Origin of the sequence: Vibrio sp. 10N.222.47.A9 (genome assembly GCF_963872585.1) — a bacterium.
Lineage (GTDB): Bacteria > Pseudomonadota > Gammaproteobacteria > Enterobacterales > Vibrionaceae > Vibrio > Vibrio splendidus.
Map to the genome: position 1 here is coordinate 1 of NZ_CAWNBB010000002.1, position 16,403 is coordinate 16,403.

The 16,403-nt window shown below is 45.4% G+C and carries 17 protein-coding genes; 4 read left to right on the plus strand and 13 right to left on the minus strand.

Features of this window, described 5'->3' with window-relative positions:
* Positions 1-95: 95 nt before the first annotated feature.
* The 5 genes from AACT19_RS00985 to AACT19_RS01005 form a co-directional block, all read right to left on the minus strand.
* Complete coding sequence (locus AACT19_RS00985) at positions 96-830, minus strand: GntR family transcriptional regulator (RefSeq protein WP_017071662.1); 735 nt, start codon at positions 828-830, stop codon at positions 96-98.
* Between the two features lie 194 nt (positions 831-1,024).
* Positions 1,025-1,711: a DNA-3-methyladenine glycosylase I gene (locus AACT19_RS00990; RefSeq protein WP_076644826.1), complete on the minus strand. Its 687-nt coding sequence runs from the start codon at positions 1,709-1,711 to the stop codon at positions 1,025-1,027.
* A 107-nt stretch (positions 1,712-1,818) separates the two neighbouring features.
* Positions 1,819-2,346, minus strand: a complete 528-nt coding sequence (locus AACT19_RS00995; protein ID WP_076644827.1) for a GNAT family N-acetyltransferase — start codon at positions 2,344-2,346, stop codon at positions 1,819-1,821.
* A gap of 41 nt (positions 2,347-2,387) precedes the next feature.
* Complete coding sequence (locus AACT19_RS01000; RefSeq protein ID WP_076644828.1) at positions 2,388-3,014, minus strand: HD domain-containing protein; 627 nt, start codon at positions 3,012-3,014, stop codon at positions 2,388-2,390.
* A gap of 196 nt (positions 3,015-3,210) precedes the next feature.
* A complete protein-coding gene (locus AACT19_RS01005; protein ID WP_076644829.1) occupies positions 3,211-3,870 on the minus strand; it encodes an HAD family hydrolase in 660 nt (219 codons plus the stop codon).
* 411 nt (positions 3,871-4,281) lie between these two features.
* Between AACT19_RS01005 and AACT19_RS01010 the strand changes: the two genes are divergently transcribed.
* The gene (locus AACT19_RS01010) at positions 4,282-5,610 is read left to right on the plus strand and encodes an anaerobic C4-dicarboxylate transporter (RefSeq protein WP_029222169.1); all 1,329 of its coding nucleotides are present in this window, start codon (positions 4,282-4,284) and stop codon (positions 5,608-5,610) included.
* Between the two features lie 115 nt (positions 5,611-5,725).
* On the opposite strand, the gene AACT19_RS01015 is transcribed toward AACT19_RS01010, so the two are convergent.
* The 5 genes from AACT19_RS01015 to AACT19_RS01035 all read right to left on the minus strand — a co-directional run bounded on the left by AACT19_RS01015 (position 5,726) and on the right by AACT19_RS01035 (position 8,430).
* Positions 5,726-6,049, minus strand: coding sequence for a DUF4144 domain-containing protein (locus AACT19_RS01015; protein WP_076644830.1), 324 nt, complete (start codon positions 6,047-6,049; stop codon positions 5,726-5,728).
* A 31-nt stretch (positions 6,050-6,080) separates the two neighbouring features.
* On the minus strand, positions 6,081-6,347 hold the full coding sequence (locus tag AACT19_RS01020; protein WP_083717861.1) for a Txe/YoeB family addiction module toxin: 267 nt from the start codon (positions 6,345-6,347) through the stop codon (positions 6,081-6,083).
* Complete coding sequence (locus AACT19_RS01025; RefSeq protein ID WP_017061616.1) at positions 6,337-6,594, minus strand: type II toxin-antitoxin system Phd/YefM family antitoxin; 258 nt, start codon at positions 6,592-6,594, stop codon at positions 6,337-6,339. Before AACT19_RS01025 ends, AACT19_RS01020 begins: the two co-directional genes overlap by 11 nt.
* A 186-nt stretch (positions 6,595-6,780) precedes the next feature.
* The gene (locus AACT19_RS01030; RefSeq protein ID WP_076644832.1) at positions 6,781-7,572 is read right to left on the minus strand and encodes a CLCA_X family protein; all 792 of its coding nucleotides are present in this window, start codon (positions 7,570-7,572) and stop codon (positions 6,781-6,783) included.
* A gap of 156 nt (positions 7,573-7,728) precedes the next feature.
* Positions 7,729-8,430, minus strand: a complete 702-nt coding sequence (locus AACT19_RS01035; protein WP_076644833.1) for a flavin reductase family protein — start codon at positions 8,428-8,430, stop codon at positions 7,729-7,731.
* Positions 8,431-8,661: 231 nt separating this feature from the next.
* Between AACT19_RS01035 and AACT19_RS01040 the strand changes: the two genes are divergently transcribed.
* Complete coding sequence (locus AACT19_RS01040; RefSeq protein WP_076644834.1) at positions 8,662-9,993, plus strand: ferredoxin reductase family protein; 1,332 nt, start codon at positions 8,662-8,664, stop codon at positions 9,991-9,993.
* A 193-nt stretch (positions 9,994-10,186) separates the two neighbouring features.
* Positions 10,187-10,594, plus strand: a complete 408-nt coding sequence (locus tag AACT19_RS01045; RefSeq protein WP_026012354.1) for a hypothetical protein — start codon at positions 10,187-10,189, stop codon at positions 10,592-10,594.
* 227 nt (positions 10,595-10,821) lie between these two features.
* Here AACT19_RS01045 and AACT19_RS01050 read toward each other — a convergent pair whose 3' ends face one another.
* Positions 10,822-12,264: an N-acylglucosamine 2-epimerase gene (locus tag AACT19_RS01050; RefSeq protein WP_076644835.1), complete on the minus strand. Its 1,443-nt coding sequence runs from the start codon at positions 12,262-12,264 to the stop codon at positions 10,822-10,824.
* A gap of 143 nt (positions 12,265-12,407) precedes the next feature.
* Positions 12,408-13,055: a glutathione S-transferase family protein gene (locus tag AACT19_RS01055; RefSeq protein WP_076644836.1), complete on the minus strand. Its 648-nt coding sequence runs from the start codon at positions 13,053-13,055 to the stop codon at positions 12,408-12,410.
* 117 nt (positions 13,056-13,172) lie between these two features.
* Between AACT19_RS01055 and AACT19_RS01060 the strand changes: the two genes are divergently transcribed.
* Entirely contained in the window at positions 13,173-14,024 is an 852-nt protein-coding gene (locus tag AACT19_RS01060; RefSeq protein WP_076644837.1) for a LysR family transcriptional regulator, read from the plus strand.
* A gap of 100 nt (positions 14,025-14,124) precedes the next feature.
* Here AACT19_RS01060 and AACT19_RS01065 read toward each other — a convergent pair whose 3' ends face one another.
* Complete coding sequence (locus AACT19_RS01065) at positions 14,125-16,239, minus strand: methyl-accepting chemotaxis protein (RefSeq protein WP_076644838.1); 2,115 nt, start codon at positions 16,237-16,239, stop codon at positions 14,125-14,127.
* Positions 16,240-16,403 lie beyond the last annotated feature (164 nt).

The window sequence follows — 16,403 nt, forward strand, 5'->3', positions numbered from 1 at the left end:
TAATGGAATTGGTATTACTTCTCTCCTGTATTGTTAATAAAAAGCTGTTAACAAAAAGTTGTTAACGGATGGTTATTAAGCGCTTGTTGAATCTTCTATGACTTGCTCTTAAGCAGATCTGAGAACACGACATGCAGATCACTAGAAGCCGTGCTGCTGTCTAGGTTGAGCTTCGAACGAATATGGCTTAGGTGTTCTTGCATCAATTCTACAGCTTGTTGTTCGTTGCCTGACTCTATCGCATCCAGTAAGCCTGAGTGTTCGTCTAGAGAACAGTTCGAGTGATTGCCCGTTTCGTACTGAGCGATCAGCAGTGAGGTTTGTGACACTAAGCTGCGTTGGAAAGCCAGCAGTGGTGCGTTTTCGGCCATTTCGGCCAGTTTGATGTGGAATTCACCAGACAAGCGTAAGCCGGAGCCGTAGTCACCTTGGTCGAAAGCACAGTTCTCTTTTGCGACTAATTTTCTGCATTCTTCTATTTGAGCTTTGGTTGCGTTTTTTACCGCCAGCTCAGTGATAGCAATTTCCATCACTTCACGTGCTTTAAAGATCTGTTTGGCTTCGTCAACCGTTGGGGCTGCAATCACGGCTCCTCGGTTAGGACGGATCACCACAACTTGTTCTAAAGAGAGACGCAGCAAGGCACGACGGATGATGGTGCGGCTAACGCTAAAGATTTCTGCTAGCGCTTCTTCGCTTAATTTGGTGGCTGGTGGCAGCCTTTGTTCTAATATCGCGTCGAAGATATGGCAGTAAACAACATCGTCTTGAGTCTGGCCTGTTACTTTCGTTTTTACACCTTTGGAGACAGAATTTTTGAGAGCTGTCATAGAGATAAGGGCCCTTGTTTAGTCGAGTTGGGTTAGTCGAGAATAATTCATGAGAGTTACTCTATATTGTATACATTTATCTATACAATGCCACCGGATGAAAGTGCGATGCACGCTTATTTGTTAATGACTTATAACATTTTGTTTGCAGGGAACTGTGTGCAATCTTTAGCTTTAAGCCATTTTTAATTTAACTAAACCCGATTATCACCGCAGCTGTAGGCAACGATTTGACTGATTTCGCTCAGACTACGACCTGACTGTTGCTGCCATTCGTTGAAGGCTTTACCTGCCGCCAGTTGTGCTCGCTTGGTATTACGACCGTTATCAACCACGTCTGTGCTGCGTAGGTGTGCTTCAACATCTGATGACAAGATGAAGGTGTCTTTACCCATTTGGCGCAGCGTGTAGGCACCAGTATTACCACCTAATCGCTTGCCGTGTTTTTTCAGGTAATCCCACAGCTCGGTGATACGCTCTGATGGCCAGTCGGCAACCATTTGCGAGAATGAATCGGCTTCACGCTTGGCATTGTGAATCATGGTGGCATTGGCAGGGATGGTCATCACTTTGGTGAGGTGGCGAATAATACGCGGGTCTTGTGCTTTCTGTTCCCACATTTCATTCGGCAGCATCAGCATTTTCTCGATATTGAATTCAAAGAACACTTCTTCAAATTGCGGCCACTTCTTTCTCACCACATTCCATGAAATACCACATTGGAATACCTTTTCGGTAAAGGCGGCCAACCAGCGGTCGTCTGTGATTTGTGATAGCTCGGCTTGTGAAAGGGGCGCACGAACAATCTTTTCGAGTTCGGCTGTTCCGCCTTTGCGATGAGCTGCTCGTTGATAAATAGTGTCGAATTTTTCTTGGGTCATTGAAGGTTCCAAATTACATCTGTGTAGCCAATGCTTAATGATATGGGGTTGAATCTAGCAATTAAAACCAGTTTGTTAACTAAAACCAGTCTGACAATTAAAGCAAGCTAGCAGAGCTTTAATTCCATTTGATACAGGGGCCACGTTTTGCCATTGAACTCTTTTACGCTCGGCTCTTTGTCGACCACCTGAAAGCCCGCTTTGTCGTAGCAGCGTTTTGCGCCGTGGTTTTGCTTGAATACCGCTAAAGTGATGGTGGTGACATCCGGTATTTTTTTCGCAGCTTCTAATGCACTTTCTATCATGGATTGCCCAAGCCCTTTGCCTCGTTGGTTTGGGTGAATCGCGACCCGGCAAAAGCGAAGTTCATTGTCAGACATGCGCTGAAATTCCATAAAGCCAAGCAAGTCCCTGGCGTTTGAGTTGGCGTTTGAATCGGTGTTCGGTTCAAAGTATGACTTAGATGCAGAGAAGGTATATAGCTCGACATGTGGCTCTTGAGAACGTTTGATGATGGAGGTTGCTTTTAACGGCCAACCAAAGGTTCGCCCACCCCACAACACGTAGTCTTCTAGGGATGTAAACCAAGTGACGATCTCTTCAGCGTCGGATGCTTTAAAGCGGTTTATTTCCATATCCTTCTCTCTCCCTAATCGCGTGTCTCTTTTTTAATCCGTTAAACTTCTGCGCCCAACTGATCAAGAAAGCCACGCATGTAGTCGGTGCGCTTGTTGGCTTCTAACTTGGCGGATTCTGTATTCATGGTTTCAGCGAGCTTGAACAGCTTCACGTAGCAATGGTCGACGCTGTAATGCTTGTCATCCAAGTCACGTTGCTTCGCAAACGGGTCTTGATGGTTATAGAGTTCAGCGTTAAAGCTTTGGCCGACGTACAGGCAGCGAGCAATGCCAATAGCACCGAGAGAATCTAGGCGATCGGCATCTTGGACGATTTGAGCTTCTAACGTTTCAGGTGTGATGTTGGCGCTGTAGCTGTGCGTGACAATGGCATGATGGATCTCATCAAGATAGGACGCAGGATATTCGATAGATTTGAGATAAGAGATGGCTTTGTCTGCTGCCATTTGTGAGCTTTGAGCGCGGTCTGGGTGGTTCTTCGGAAAGGTGAAGCAATCATGAAGGTAGGCAGCGGGCAGCACGACTTCAAACTTAGCTTGTTCTTGAGTACATAAAGCCTTGGCGGTTTTGACTACGCGCTTAATATGGCTGATATCGTGCGCTGCATCTTGTGTCATCTCTTGCTTTGCAAAATCAAGCAGTTGGCTTTCAATTTTCTCAATCACGTGTCTCTTTCTCCCTTTCTAGACGTTATCAATGTTGCTTGTCACTTAGCATCAGTTTCACATCGACTGTAACAGTTTCTAGCGTGATTTTTTATCTTTTATAAAAGGAATACCCACAAAAAAACCGACTCTGTGAGTCGGCTTAATAGAAAGGTTATTCTGTGTTGATTAAAGCGTTATCAACGGTAATAAGAGCCTAAGCTGCAGCTTGTTGAAGTTTTGCTAACACATGATGCAAAGAAGGGCTGATGGTGTGTCCAAGCGCTTTTACTTCTTCGCAAGGCTCAACCAAATCAGGGATCTGGAAGCTGATCATGTTGGCTGCCATTGATGCGCGAATACCGTTGTTTGAGTCTTCAAACGCTAGGCAGGCTTCAGGGGCAACACCTAGGCGTTCTGCCGCTAACAGGTAGATCTCGGGGTGAGGCTTACCATTGGTGACTTCACAGCCTGTGCTTAGTGAGGTGAAGTAAGAATCTAGGCCAGCCAGCTCAAGCTTCTTTTTAGCGATATCAAGCTGAGTCGAGGTCGCCACCGCGATTGGAATGTCGTTTGATTTCAGCCACTCAAGAAGCTCAATCACGCCGTCTTTTACTGGGATAGCTTGGTGCTTAACAATCGCACTGTAGCGTGTGCGCCATTCGTTGTTCAGCGCTGGGTAATCTAGCCCTTCACCGTAGCCATTTCTAAAAATCTGTTCGATGGTTTTTGCGTTACAGCCAATGATGCCTAGGTAAACATCCTGCAAAAACGGAACGCCTTGCGCGTGACATGCTTCTTCAAAAACCTGCATACAAAGTCGCTCGGTGTCGAGCAGCAGTCCATCCATATCAAAAATAGCAGCTTGAAAATTCATATCCGTGGTTCTTTCTGTGTTGTCGTCGTGAGGGCGAGTATTTTGACATAGTGCCTGGAGATAGGCGAGTCAGTGTTCAGTAAGAATATGACGAATTGTCTCGGTAATATGCTTCTAGATGAGGCGAAACCTGATTAACTTGCGTTGGAATAATATCGTTCAGTTATGAGTCTGATGTTTGATAGGTCATGCGGTTCTAACAGACACAATAATGGCTATCATACATAACAAATCTAGGTTGAGTGCCTAGCTTCCTATTACAATTCATAAACTTACAGACGTGTTAGCGTGACCATAATCTTATAAAAAACAATTTGCGGAAGCCTGCAATCATAGTGTGACCAAGTAATAAGTAAAAGGCTGAACTAAAGGACAAAATATAATTAGTCCACATTTTTAGCAAGGTTGCTTATGTTGTATTTTGAGTTTCTATTTTTACTAGTCGTACTTTATATCGGGTCTCGGTATGGCGGTATTGGCTTAGGTGTTGTTTCTGGGATTGGCTTGGTTATCGAGGTGTTTGTCTTCAAGATGCCACCAACGTCTCCACCTGTCACCGTAATGCTGATCATCCTCGCTGTTGTTACCTGTGCCTCGATCCTCGAAGCGGCTGGTGGCTTGAAATACATGCTTCAAGTTGCGGAAAGGGTACTAAGAAAGAACCCCAAACGCGTTACCTTGATAGCACCGTTCGTGACTTACTCGATGACTTTCCTATTGGGTACTGGCCACGCGGTTTACTCAATTATGCCAATCATCGGCGATGTTGCGTTGAAGAATGGTATTCGTCCTGAGCGCCCAATGGCGGCTGCGTCTGTTGCGTCTCAACTAGCTATAACGGCATCACCAATTTCTGCTGCTGTGGTCTATTACCTCGCGCAACTTTCTGATATCCAACACTCTATTACTCTGCTTTCTATTCTGATGGTGACAGTTCCTGCAACCTTGTTCGGCACACTTTTGCTTTCTCTGTATAGCTTGAAACGTGGTAAAGAACTGAGCGACGATCCTGAATACCAAGCGCGTCTAAAAGATCCTGAGTGGAAAAAGCGCATTGAAAGCACTACAGCGACCTCTTTGGATGAAGTGCTTCCAACTTCGGCTCGTAATGCGGTATTGATTTTCCTATTGTCGATTGTAGTGATTGTTATCGTGGCGATGGTGCCTGAAATCAGAACCATCGTAGACGGCGACAAGCCAATCAAGATGTCGGTGATCATCCAAATGATGATGCTCTGTTTCGGCGGTATCATCTTGCTGGCAACCAAAACTGACCCGCGTGATGTGCCAAATGGTGTGGTATTTAAATCGGGCATGGTGGCAGCGATTGCTATCTTCGGTATCGCTTGGATGTCGGATACTTACTTCCAATACGCAATGCCTCAGTTCAAATCTGGCATCGTGGAAATGGTAACTAACTACCCATGGACGTTCGCACTAGCGCTGTTCATCGTATCGGTTGTGGTGAACTCGCAAGCCGCGACTGCTCGTATGATGCTACCGGTTGGCCTTGGCTTAGGATTAGATCCAGCCTTGTTGATCGGCTTAATGCCAGCGGTTTACGGCTACTTCTTCATCCCGAACTACCCATCAGATATCGCAACGGTTAACTTCGATGTGTCTGGTACTACCAAGATTGGTAAGTGGTACTTCAACCACTCATTCATGTCGGTTGGTTTGATCGGTGTAGTAGGCGCATGTTGCTTAGGCTACGCACTGGCTCAGATTTTTATCGCTTAATGAATTAGCTTTCTTTGAGATAGCTAAGACAACAACGAAAAACAGCGCCTGAATTGGCGCTGTTTTTGTTTAATCTGTCTTGGGAATTAGCTTTGATACGAGCTCTAAAGCAATATTAACGTAGCTCAAAAGCCAAAGACTGAATCGCTTCTTCTATCGTTAAGAAGTGGATCTTCATCAGGCACACTTCAGCTTTCTGGAACTCGTGGTTTCGAATCAGTTTGGTCACGCTTTCAACCGAATACTGGTCTGCTCGTTTAGCTAGAGACAGTTGGTTAGAACTTGATTGAAGTGAATAGCTGTCGCCAACTGAATCAATCAGGTAATCATCTTCACCCAAGATCATCTCTGAGCATTCTGCTTGAAATTCGTGTTCGGATGCGACGTAAATAAGTTCATCATCACCGTCGAGTTTTACTAAAGATGGCCAACTGATCATTACTGCCCTTTCTATGTGCTGCTTACTGCTTTTAATAGTGGTGACGATAAGCAATTATGTAAAAGTTATCGTCATCTGCTTTATACACTAATCGATTCTTGTCATCGATTCGTCTTGACCAAAATCCAGACAGGTTGCCGACTAGTGGCTCCGGCTTTCCAATCCCTTCAAAGGGCGTTCTTTTGGCTGCTTCAATCAACTTATTTAGTTTATTGAGCGTTTTCTTGTCTTGGGTTTGCCAGTATAGGTAATCTTCCCAAGCATTATCTGTAAATACAATCTTTCGATCATTCGTCATTATTCAATTCTCGAACGGTTGTATTTCCGGCTTCGAGTTGAGCAATGGATTCAGCCAATCTTTCAGCGTTTTTAGGCGAGCTCATTAGGTACAAGGTTTCTTGCATTGAATTAAAATGGTCAAGAGACATTACCACGGCATCTTCTGAATCTCGTCTGGTTATTACCGTAACATCAGAATCGTCTACCACTCTATCGAGCACAGACTTAAGGCTATTTCTGGCCTCAGTAAAAGAAACAATATTCATCACTTATTTACCCTGTTGTTTTTGGATATGTTTAATCTTTCAATATACACAGAATAGTTAATCATTCATGAATTAACCATTGTACATGTTCCGCTTGTTGTACATGTTATCTCAGAGATTACACATGATCAACTTATGGTACATGTCACTCACTGTAAATCTGCAGAGTGTTACTGACTCAAAATGCTATTTACTTAAAGATCGCCCCAACGGCGCGAAGTAACCTTGTAGCGCTTGATAAATCTCTTTGCGATGCGTGAGGTCTGGATAGAGAGGGAACATATCCGGTTTGGTCGTGCCATCGACTAAGTAAGAATTCTCGATATCTGAGCAAGACTCAATCGTAGCTTCAAAGGCCCGCGCCATCATTTCTGTTGGCAATGAGAAGTAACGAGCCGACGTTGCCTTGTCTGCAATAACGCTGCGCGTAACGTAGTCATGTTTATCTAGGTTGTTGTCACTGAGTAGTGTGGCATCGAACACAGACATTAAACTCTCGTTTAAAGGATGAGGTCGTACTTTTCTATCGTGTAGCCAACAGTCGCTGGCGAACAAGATTTGCTTACGAGGGCCAGAGGTGTCGCCGATTTCAAACGCTTTCTCAGCGATGTAGTGGTCAAATGCATGCCAGAACTCGTGGGCGAGAGCACCAGCTCCTGCATTCTTAGCGAGGGCTAATTCTCTCTGGTTCGGTGCGTAGTGTGCTTGTACGCCTTTTCTGCCGCCACTGCCGAAAGCTAAGCCTAATGTGCCGCGCAGGCCAATCGCTTCTGGCGGCAGAGCCAAGATGTAAGCCAAGTCTGCTAACGAGTCGAATATCAGATTTGCAGCCAGTTCTTTCTCTTCTTTCGTTACCCAAGCACCCACACGAATGCTGCCCATACCGAAGGTCTGTTTGATGTCCATGAATGACACCTGATCGCCATGTCGGTAGTCTGGGCCTTTGCGCGATTTGTATTTAAAGTGGGTTAACTTCAAAGGGGTCCTTGGAGAAAGATGCTAGGTGGAAATAAAGATGTTAGATGAGAATTAAGTGGAGCATTCTTATCGGATGCTGGGCATTGAGCCATATTCTTTAAACCACACCGTTATGAATAGTATTTATGAACGAAAGTTAGCACCTTTGTGAGTAAATTACCGAACAAAATGAGTTAGATTGTGTTCGAAAGCTTCCCATGAGGTTGGGCTACCTTCGTGGGTCAGTGGAAACAGCGGCTTATTTGGCTTGGCATAGCTTAAACGATGTAGCCTCTGCGTGACATGATAGCTGTCTAGCCCAGAAATAGTGACTAAATCTAACGCTTCTAAATCTAGGTAGCCGTCCGGCATCACGGCACGTTTTGGCGCGTGAACCGTAACAACTTCACCAATCAACATTTGAGTCTGGTTACTTTCAATTGTGATTTGTTCTTTGAAAGCCAAGCCTATTTTCAGAGGACTTTCCAAGACAAACGGAGCAGGGAACACATCATCGTAATAGGACGTGAGCCCGACCGCGTTAAACTCTGAGATTGATTTAGGATAACGAGCGGAAGTTTGATGGGCTTTTTGAACAAAGCCCGCACCGATGCTGTTGATGGTGAAGTGTCGAGTTTCTTGGATGTTCTCTAATGTATGACGGCGACTTTCTGATGGTCGGACGATGAAGCCAAACAAGGGGGGATTTGACCCTAGGTGAACCACAGAACTCACCACAGCAAGGTTTTCTAGCCCTTGTTTATCGCAGGTGCCAATAAGGTTGGCGCTTTTGAACCCCGATAAGGAGTTAATTAAACGAGCGCGCTCACGTTGATCCATTGCTTGGATATCTTGTCTTGAAAGGGTCATTTCCTTCATATTTCTCTTCTTCTCACTTTTGTTTCGACGACTTGTTCACTAACCAAGTCATATTTACGCAGAAGCACCCTCTATCGATCAGCAGAGTGCTTAGTTTGGGCGTGGGCTGCCCGTCTCTTTTATCTCTGCGACAGCCAACGGACGAGATCATTTGCATAGATTTACGTATGTTGACGTCGCTTTACATCACGCAAGCTAAAGTAATGATGTCGTCTTTATGAGTGTTAAAAAATGAAATCAGTCCGCAATATCATCCGGGCAATGATTGCCACAATGTCAGCCTTTTGGTTTGCGATGGAACCGCAATTATTTGCTTCAAGCGATGTCTTTGAATGGCGCTCTGCCATGATTCAGTACTCGGGTATTTTGTCTCTGATGTTAATGTCCATCACCATGATTTTGGCGATGCGTTTACCCATAGTTGAGAATTGGCTCAACGGTATGGATAAAGCGTATCGAGTCCACAAATGGCTAGGTATAGGCGGCGTTGCACTGGGTGTGACACACTGGTTGTGGTACCAGATTCCCAAGTGGCTAGTGATGTCAGGTGTGTTGGCTAAGCCTGTTCGCCATGATGGTTCAGGCCCTGCAAGAACATTGTCTGGTTGGGAAGCATGGGTCAATGGACTCCACGGCTTTGCTGAAAACATTGGAGAGTGGGGCTTTTACCTATTACTCGTTTTACTGGTGGCGTCGTTGTGGGCGGTTGTGAAATACAAACCGTTTAAATTGTCACATCGTTTTATGTCGGTCGCGTACCTATTGATCGCTTTTCACTCAGTATTACTGCTCAAACATGCCTATTGGGGCGAACCAATTTACTACCTAACAGTGGCATTTGCTTTGGTTGGGTCTGTTGCGGCGATTTACAGTTTATTGGGCTTTGTAGGGCGTCGTAATCGTCACTCTGTTTCTGTCGTTTCCACTCGCTACTTTCCCAAAGCTGAAGTGATGGAGTTAGTGCTAAAGCTAAGTACATCATGGCGAGGACACAAAGCAGGGCAGTTTGCGTACTTACGCTTTGGTAATGAAGACCCGCACCCGTTTACCATTGTGTCAGGTAGCGAAGACTCAGAACTGCGTTTCTTGATTAAAGAGTTGGGTGATTTTACTAATGGGTTAGTTGAGCGAGTAAAGGCGGGCGATGCGGTTACGGTGGAAGGGCCTTATGGTCGACTTGAGTTTGACCTAAACAAGCCACAGATTTGGATTGCTGGTGGTGTCGGAATAGCGTCGTTTTTTGCAACGCTTGAAGCGCTCAAAACAGAGAAAACTCATCCTCGAATTGAACTGTTTTACTGTACTCGCGGTGTCGATGAGCATTTAGTCGATGAATTATGGCACCTTGCGCATCAAGTCGGTGTGAAGCTGAACGTAATAGATACCTTGCACTCTCCGCGATTAAACGCAGAGAGAATCGCGAGTCAATGTGGTGATCTAAATGTTTATGAGTTGTATTTTTGTGGGCCAGAGTTGTTCTCAACCTCGCTTAAAAAAGAACTCGATACGTACAAGTTCAATGTTGACCAAAATTATCACGAAGAGCTGTTTGTGATGCGTTAAAAAGGCCTAATGAGGTATCAATAGCGTCAAGTTTGGCTCTTCGTTGCGAGGTTAAGGCAGCGGTTGGATTTGGTGTTATTGATACTTAACGACAAGCTCTAATTAAAAAGGCAAAAGTTACTCAATTTTTTATTGCAGCGGTTTGCTATTGAGCGATACCATGTACGGCTGTTTTATTGGTAAAGATTGCAAAATGTCAGATGAAAAGCTCGCTCTAGAGTGGATGCGTCAACAAGCGCATAGAATTGATCCATATGTTATAAATCCATCATTTGATGAATGCGTTGAGTTGCTTGAGCCTGCCTTTAAGAAGGGCAAGAGTGTCGCGCAGCTAAAATATCTATTATCAGAAGCGGATCGCCGAGCTGGCGCTGCCGAGCGTAAACACGCCGCTTTAAAGTTCGCCAAAGAAAAAAGCCCAAAGGCAGGCCAAAACCTTCGCCTTCAAAGCAAGCTTCAACAAGTTCAGTTGGCATTAAAGTTAGCGACGGGCGATAACAACATGACCATATCGCAGTTCTGTTCTGAGTATGATGTCAGTAAGCGAGACGGCAACGAAGCGTGGAATGAAAAGCTGGTTGAGCAGAATAATAAGAAGTGATTTTTTCGATGTCTTATGCTGTTTCACTGAGGCCCGATAAGATTTACTTGCTCGTGAAAGTTTGTTCATAAAGTCATTTCAAACCCTACCAATAAATATTGTTCCACTGTATTTCAAAAGCCTGAAAAGCATCTTTTCTTCTCAGGCTTTGCGAACAGCTAGTCACTCACCTTTTCCGTCTTAACCGTAAACCACAGCTAAAAGTATCGATGAGCGAATATCAGATATTAAGGTCGAATGTTATTGAAGCTGACCTTCTGCGTTCCATCTCCAAGTTTCTCCAACTTAACTACGTCTCCTTGATAGTAATACGGTTCCATTGGCATATTGCTGTTGATCGGTCTTGCGTAGTGCAATACAGCCAGTTTAGCGTCAACTTGCTGAGCATATAAATAGCCAATCAGCGCATGTTCAAATTGGTGATAGCCATTGCCCCAATGGAAAGCTTTAGTTCGCTTAGGATCAAGCCCAACGCCACCATATTTGTGGTCGACCCATACATCATGAAAGGTCGGTAGGGTGTATTGCAGGACGTCTTTCATTGAACCATCGACCAGCGAAACCGTCATGGCCGCTTGATCAAGCTCAGCCCACTCCCATGATGACGCCCACTGACTGTGCGGTCTGCTTTGCCAGCCCGTGATATCTTGCCCTTGCCACATTTTCTGAAGTCGCTCACCAAAGTAGTTAGATACATTGGCAAAGTCTTTCTGATATTGCGCCTGATCCAGAGTGTGTTTCATGCCGTCTAAACCAAACTCCGACCAATCGGAATTATCTAATGCATGACCGGTTAGATAGGTCATCCAATATGCTTTGATGGTGTGCCCAAAATCGTTGTGATTGGCATTCGGCATCATCGCAGCTTTATCGTGAATAGCCCCGTAGAAGCGTTGTTCATCTTCAGAATGGTATTGGTCAATCATGGCTTGCGTGAGCCAGTTTAAGTCATCAAGCCATTTTGATTTGATGGGCTCTTTGAGCAGAGGAGCGACTAATAACAGGTAGCCGTTTATTTGATCAAGTTGCGCGACCAGTTCGCGTCGTTTTGCACTGCCATCTTCACCGTCAGCAAGTACCCAAGCAAGACCACTGTTGTCGCTAAGTCGATACTTATCAAAGATAAACGCTTGTTGGGCGATGAGAGCTTCTTCCACCTTTTTGTCTTGCGTCAGGTAGTAATACATTGCGAGGCCTACCAGTGCATACGCTTGATCTTGAGAGGTACGCTGCTGCCAATCCTGGCCTGCTTTTCCCTCTTTTGTGTAGCCAATAAAGCCACCATTTTGCTTATCTTCTAGCTGATCAATGAGGTAGTACGCCCCTTGCTTAGCAAGCGCTAAAGCTTGTTTGTCTCCAGTAAGGTGATAGAGCACGCCGTAGGCATAGGTTTGGCGTGATTTCATGCGCGTAAACTCCTTGCCAAAGTGCGGAGTGATCCAGCCTCGGTTCAATTCAGGACACACATCAGAAACATCGAGCAAGGTGCCATCATCACAGCGAAACGTCGGGAAGTTGCCTATCGGTTCTCCCTGAGCGCTAGGCATCAGCCAGTAAGGTGCGAGCCCTTCAGAGGCATGATTGATCCAGTCTTCTCCAGAGGGAAGGGTGACATTGGCAGATACAGTGAAACTGGCCACGCTGAGTAATGCGATCGTTGCTCGTAACATAATGTTTATCTTAACTATTTGAATTTAGTTGAATATAAACAATCGCATCTGCACATTGTGATTCGGTGATCACAATCGACCAAATTATTGTGGTTTAAATAAAGGCTCACAGACTAGTGAGCCTTGAAAGGGTGTTTTGTATTTTATACAGGCTTCCCCGCCTCATCTTCTTCAACCACATCGGTTTCTAAGCTTGCCTCTGCCAGCCATTTTTGTATTGATGGGCTGTTAAGCACACGTTGTTGATACTGCGAGGCTTTCTTTGAAAGCTGGATGCCATAGGTTTCTACACGTAAAGCCACAGGTGCAAACATCGCATCGGCAATCGACCATTCACCAAATAACCATCCTTCAGGGTATTGTTCCATCTGTGTCGACCAAATGGCATCGATACGAGCGATGTCTTTCAAGGCGTCTTCACTGAGTGTGAGCTTTCGTTGTGCGCGGCAGTTCATCGGCATTTCATTTCTGACGGCAAAAAATCCAGAGTGCATCTCGGCGGAAATTGCTCGGGCATGGGCGCGTTCTTTCACTGAACTGGGCCATGCTACGTCGTTCAAGTGAGCGTCGTTAACGTATTCGAGAATGGCCAATGAATCCCACACAGCAACGTCACCGTCAACTAGGGTTGGAACCTTGGCCGTTGGCGTCACTTTCGCCAGAGTGTCGTAAAAATCGGAGGTGAATAGCTTGAGCTTGATGACTTCCGCATTCAGGTTGTAGTTGTCGAATATTAGCCATGCGCGCAGTGACCAAGTTGAGTAGTTCTGGTTTCCAATATAAAGCTGCATCGTTGCTTCCTTGCGTTTAGTGGGTATGTATTGAGCCTAGGGGCATGCATTTGAGCTTAGGGGATTGTATTGCGGCGTACTAACGGATAATTTTGATGCAATACATTAATAAAAACGATGGGTGGTGATTTCAATATGGATATTGATGCTTTGCGAGGTTTTCTCGCGTTTGTGGAAACCAGTAGTTTCACACGTGCAGCGAAACAGATAAATCGCACCCAATCGGCATTCAGTGCTCAGATGCGTAAGTTGGAAGAAGAACTCAACGTCACTCTTTTCCAAAAAGAAGGACGTAACTTAATACTCACTGAAGCAGGCTTAGCGCTGCGTTCTCATGCCGAACAGTTGGTCGCCCTCCACAATACCGCGCTAAAGCAAGTAAAGCGTTACGAAGACAAACAACCTCTGCGACTCGGCTGCCCTGAAGATTACAATGACACCATTCTGCCAAAAGTGATTCGCCTGTTACAGCAAGCAGAGCCTACGTGCTCAATCCAAATATTCAGCCTGCCCAGCATTACGCTCAGAGAGTGGTTGGATGATGGCAGACTCGATGCCGCGATTGTCACCCGAGCGCCCGACAGCGAAGAGGGTTATTGGCTTACACATGATGTGGGTGTTTGGATAAGCAGCCCTGACTATGCGTTTGATAGCTCCAAGCCTGTTCCATTAGCCTTGTTTCAAACGGACTGTAAATATCACGCTGCAGCAGTGAATGGCTTAACTAAGCAAGGTACGCCTTATCAGTTATTGGCGTGTAGTAATACCGCTTCGGCGCAGCGAGCGATCGTTAAAGCCGGATTAGCCATTGGTGCAATGGGTAAGCTCAGCGTGACTCCGGATTTGAAAATACTTGAAGATATGCCGCCACTGCCTTCGGTCGATATTGTGTTGATCCTAGCGAGCAAGCACCACCCAGTATTGGATAAAGAGGTGCTCAATCAACTTGTCGAGTTGGATTCCAATTAGATTTTTGCTCGGAGATGGTAACGTTGAGTGCGGAACTAAAATAGATAGGCCGAAAACACTGCGTTTCTCGGCCTTATTTTTATGGAAGACTGAACGTGCGTTAAGAGAGCTTAAACTTACTCAATTCTCCGTGTAAATCTCCAGCTTTTACGGTCAGCTCATTACTGATTGCTACTGATGATGTCATGGTGCCCATCACTTCCACGGCGGTGTCATTGATGATCACTACATTGCGGTTAATCTCTTCTGATACTGAGCTTTGCTCTTCAGCCGCGGACGCAATCTGATTGTTCATGTCGTTAATCACTTCAATCGCTTGGTTGATTTCCGACAAGGCTAGATGTGCTGCTTGGGTTTCCCCTTTGGTATCGTTCGCTTGCTTCTGGCTTTGCTCCATCAATATCACGATAGATTGAGTCTCTTGTTCTAAGCGAGCCAACATCGAACGAATCTCTTCTGTCGAGCCTTGAGTGCGATTTGCGAGGTTACGCACTTCATCTGCCACGACAGCAAAGCCTCGTCCTGCTTCACCCGCACGTGCTGCCTCAATAGCGGCATTAAGTGCAAGTAAGTTGGTTTGTTCTGCAATGCCACCAATCTCGCTCAAGATACCCTGAATAGCGGTGCTCGAATCGACCAAATTTTGTGTTTGTTGCTGCGCATCGTTAACCTGCACAGCCAAGCTGTCTACCGCGCTGGCGGCATTGTCCATGCGTGTCATGCCATTGAGACTGTTGCTTTGTACTTGGCTTGCGGCTGCGGCTGCTTGAACGGCTGAGCTTGCCACTTCTTGCGCTGTCGCACTCATTTCATTAATGGCTGTGGCAAGTGAGTTCACCTCGTTAACCTGAGAGTTCAACTGGTCACGTGAAACTTCGGCACGAGCTTGGCCTTCTGTTGCGTTTTTATCTACTTGGTCGGCCGTTACCATAACGGTAAGTAGCATCTCTTGCATACGAGATAAGAAAGTATTGAACCAGTGTGCAAGCTGAGCGGTTTCATCTTTTCCTTTCACTTCAATGCGGTAAGTTAAGTCGCCTTCGCCTTGTGCTGCATCTTTAAAACGCTCCACTAAGTTGTTCAGAACCTTGCCCAGAGAATTGGCAATGAATGCCATTGAGGCAATGCCTAGAATAGCTGCGATGAGCCCCGCCCACACACCTTTTTCAAGTGCTTTTGAATTCTGTGCATCACTCCATTGCGTGTAGTCGTCGACGCTTTTTGTAAGGTGACTACTGGGAACCGACACCATGACTACCCATGGCGCATCACTCGTATCGATGGCTGTTATTGCGTACTCATCGCCTCCGAAATTAACAAGACCAGCCCCTTCTCGTTTAGCTATAGATTGAATCTTCGACCATTCGGATTCCAATTCAGAAGAGACTCGTTTACCCACCATGTTTCCAGCACGGCTATTGGCGAGAGTTATGCCTTTCCATGATGTAATAAGGATTTTTCCTTCGCCATCAAACAAGTTACGCGCAAATAATTCACTCTGGCTTTGAAGCTCGAACAAAGACAAATCAAAGCCAATTGAGCCTATGATTTTTCCGTCTTGTTTGATTGGTTGGCTGATGGTAGTGATGAGCTCTTGCTTGCCGCGAACTGGATAGAAATAGGGTTCCATCACAAATGTCTTACCGGTTTGGTATGGCATTAAGTGCCAATCGTCTTTGCGCTCACCGTTGCTGTTGAGTTCGGTATTGCTGAAGCTCTCCATTGCGACGGCATCAAAGCTGTTCTGATCGTTGGGAGAGAAGAAAGGGGCAAGGTAGCCCTGACTGTTAAAACCTAATTCAGTGTCCAAGCTGATCTCGTTATTCAGATCGGTTTGTTGTGGCCAAGTCTTGTTCTCCCACACCATGTAGCCCGCAAATACAGCTTTGTTTTGTGCTTCCAAGGCAGCAGTAAACTGTTTAACGATAAGGTCTGCGCTTGCGTTGGTTTCTGAACTTAACTCAATAATGGATCGTGCTTGCTTAAGGTTTGCTAGTACAGGATCAAGTTGGTTGGCAATGTTCAAACCTTGTTGAATGGCTGTGTTTTGTAAATCTGTCGTTGTGGCGTCTGTCAGCTGCGTCTTTACTTTTTCAGTGACTTGTTTGTTCACATCGGTAAAGGCGCTGGTGGTCATGCCCATTGCGATCAACAGAGTGAAAGCCATTGCTCCGCCTGCACTCACCGCAATTCGCGTACGTATACTGTTAAACATATGATCCCTGTAGCCAAATAGTGGTAGTTTTCCAGAGATTTTAAACAAGATAAGTGAATGGAAAATTCAAAATAATGAACACAAAAAGAATAGGGTGATCAAAATTATAAATAGGATTGCATAGTGCTCAGATTTATATCTTGCGGGCGAGTTCTATAAGGCAA

What these genes read in the sequence shown, in the direction of transcription:
- AACT19_RS00990 (WP_076644826.1), bottom strand. Translation starts at nt 1,711, where the DNA reads ATGACCCAAGAAAAATTCGACACTATTTATCAACGAGCAGCTCATCGC.
- AACT19_RS01050 (WP_076644835.1), bottom strand. Translation starts at nt 12,264, where the DNA reads ATGTTACGAGCAACGATCGCATTACTCAGCGTGGCCAGTTTCACTGTA.
- AACT19_RS01005 (WP_076644829.1), bottom strand. Translation starts at nt 3,870, where the DNA reads ATGAATTTTCAAGCTGCTATTTTTGATATGGATGGACTGCTGCTCGAC.
- AACT19_RS00985 (WP_017071662.1), bottom strand. Translation starts at nt 830, where the DNA reads ATGACAGCTCTCAAAAATTCTGTCTCCAAAGGTGTAAAAACGAAAGTA.
- AACT19_RS01045 (WP_026012354.1), top strand. Translation starts at nt 10,187, where the DNA reads ATGTCAGATGAAAAGCTCGCTCTAGAGTGGATGCGTCAACAAGCGCAT.
- AACT19_RS01015 (WP_076644830.1), bottom strand. Translation starts at nt 6,049, where the DNA reads ATGATCAGTTGGCCATCTTTAGTAAAACTCGACGGTGATGATGAACTT.
- AACT19_RS01065 (WP_076644838.1), bottom strand. Translation starts at nt 16,239, where the DNA reads ATGTTTAACAGTATACGTACGCGAATTGCGGTGAGTGCAGGCGGAGCA.
- AACT19_RS01010 (WP_029222169.1), top strand. Translation starts at nt 4,282, where the DNA reads ATGTTGTATTTTGAGTTTCTATTTTTACTAGTCGTACTTTATATCGGG.
- AACT19_RS00995 (WP_076644827.1), bottom strand. Translation starts at nt 2,346, where the DNA reads ATGGAAATAAACCGCTTTAAAGCATCCGACGCTGAAGAGATCGTCACT.
- AACT19_RS01035 (WP_076644833.1), bottom strand. Translation starts at nt 8,430, where the DNA reads ATGAAGGAAATGACCCTTTCAAGACAAGATATCCAAGCAATGGATCAA.
- AACT19_RS01020 (WP_083717861.1), bottom strand. Translation starts at nt 6,347, where the DNA reads ATGACGAATGATCGAAAGATTGTATTTACAGATAATGCTTGGGAAGAT.
- AACT19_RS01025 (WP_017061616.1), bottom strand. Translation starts at nt 6,594, where the DNA reads ATGAATATTGTTTCTTTTACTGAGGCCAGAAATAGCCTTAAGTCTGTG.
- AACT19_RS01060 (WP_076644837.1), top strand. Translation starts at nt 13,173, where the DNA reads ATGGGTGGTGATTTCAATATGGATATTGATGCTTTGCGAGGTTTTCTC.
- AACT19_RS01040 (WP_076644834.1), top strand. Translation starts at nt 8,662, where the DNA reads ATGAAATCAGTCCGCAATATCATCCGGGCAATGATTGCCACAATGTCA.
- AACT19_RS01055 (WP_076644836.1), bottom strand. Translation starts at nt 13,055, where the DNA reads ATGCAGCTTTATATTGGAAACCAGAACTACTCAACTTGGTCACTGCGC.